A 1,568-nucleotide genomic window follows, 5' to 3' on the forward strand; every position below is an offset into this window, starting at 1 on the left:
AGCGTTATGAACTGCATCTGATGTTGTTTTGCACGATTCTTTTTCTTATACATAAAAACACCCCAATCATAATAATATTTTACCATGAATGGAGTGCTTTATGCTAGTTTGTCAACAATCTGAGCATTTTCCTCCGGAAAATGCTAAAAACTATTCATCATCACAGGAGGTGGCAAACATGAGAGAAGAAACCATCATCATGCAGGCCTTGAAGAATGAACAGGCCCGCATCGAAACCATGAAGATTATTGAGGCTATCCGTCAGATGGGCGGTGAGGAAACTATCCTCAAACTGGCAGGCTGCATCCTGACAGCCGAAAAGAAGCCAGCGTAAGAAACGGAGGCATGAGTTACGAACTTAAAGAAACTAGCTGAATTTCTTGAAGTGCTGGCAACCCTGCCAGACAATGAGCAGGAAAAAGTCCTTGCTTATGCGCAGGGTGTCAGCGCGGGGGCAGCGGTGGCAAAGTCCACCAGCACCGAAAAGGTTAGTGCCTGAGCCGAGCCGGGCGGAATATATCAAAGGGGGAGAAAAAACATGACTGAGAAATACGAACATGCTTATGAAGTCTATAAGCTTATCATGGAAGATTACCGTAGCGAAAGCAAAGCTGAAGATAGGAAAGTTGCCCGCGACCTGCATCGTGCCAAGAAACTAGGCAAGGCTGCCAACTTTATTTGGCAGAAAATTGGGAAGCGGCAACCACTAGGTTCAATCGTACTCAGAAGGAAATAAACGAGCTGGCAGATATGTACTCTGCACTGCGATTTCAGATAGCGGAACTCCGCTATAACGCTAGGATATTGAAAAACGAGCGCAACCTGCGCCGAGAGCGGGTACACTCCAATATCCAATCTATGGTATGCAAATAAAAAAGCCCTGCTGGGCGGCAGGGCTAGAACAAGTCACTATGACTTCCAGTGCGTGTCAGCACAAGGGTGAGCGTCTCCCGCTCAACCTTGTATATCAGTAGCCAATCAGGAAGTATATGACATTCTCGGAAACCAATAAAATCGCCAGTCAAAGCATGGTCGCGGTATTTTGCTGGCAGGGGCTTTTCTTCAGCCAGCATTTTGACTACCTGGGCGAACAGTTCCGGCTTATGATTTGGACGTTTAATAACACGTTTGTAATCTTTTTTAAACTTAGAACCATAATTTATTTCAAGCATTCAAGTCCTCCATAAGTTCTTCTACACTTGAAAATTTACGGCTCATATTGCGGTGGTTATTAACATCGTTAATAGCCTGCAGAGTTTCCAAACTAGCAGGAGACAGACATACTTCGAATGGAAGCCCTCCATGTCGCACGACCGACTTTAAAAACATGGTAATAGCCGTAGATGTAGGCAGTCCCAATTCAGAGAAAATAGCCTCTGCTTGAGATTTCAGAGCGCTATCTACTCTCAGGTTTAAGGTTTTAGTAGCTGGCATTTTCATCACTCCTCGTATAATAAGTTTTGTAAGCAAGATATCCGCCTTGTATGCAAAACTTATTTTTCTTTTTACAACTAAATATTTTTCTATGAAATTGGATTTCCTGATGCTACAATAATCAAAGAGATTAT

Annotated in this window: 4 protein-coding genes; 2 read left to right on the plus strand and 2 right to left on the minus strand. The window is 43.4% G+C overall.

From position 1 onward, the window contains the following. The first annotated feature begins 178 nt into the window (after nt 1–178). Both FYJ84_RS14330 and FYJ84_RS14335 read left to right on the plus strand, forming a co-directional pair. Entirely contained in the window at nt 179–334 is a 156-nt protein-coding gene (locus FYJ84_RS14330; protein ID WP_154408259.1) for a hypothetical protein, read from the plus strand. A gap of 204 nt (nt 335–538) precedes the next feature. Next, a complete protein-coding gene (locus tag FYJ84_RS14335; RefSeq protein WP_154408260.1) occupies nt 539–736 on the plus strand; it encodes a hypothetical protein in 198 nt (65 codons plus the stop codon). A 160-nt stretch (nt 737–896) separates the two neighbouring features. Here the strand turns inward: FYJ84_RS14335 and FYJ84_RS14340 are convergent, their stop codons facing one another. Both FYJ84_RS14340 and FYJ84_RS14345 read right to left on the minus strand, forming a co-directional pair. Beyond that, on the minus strand, nt 897–1,172 hold the full coding sequence (locus tag FYJ84_RS14340) for a type II toxin-antitoxin system YafQ family toxin (protein ID WP_154408261.1): 276 nt from the start codon (nt 1,170–1,172) through the stop codon (nt 897–899). Beyond that, nucleotides 1,165–1,568, minus strand: a 404-nt coding sequence (locus FYJ84_RS14345) for a type II toxin-antitoxin system RelB/DinJ family antitoxin (RefSeq protein ID WP_235901524.1), incomplete at its 5' end; no start/stop codon positions are given. The genes FYJ84_RS14345 and FYJ84_RS14340, both read right to left, overlap by 8 nt.

The sequence above is a fragment of the Anaerovibrio slackiae genome (assembly GCF_009695585.1).
Taxonomy (GTDB): Bacteria; Bacillota; Negativicutes; order Selenomonadales; family Selenomonadaceae; genus Anaerovibrio; species Anaerovibrio slackiae.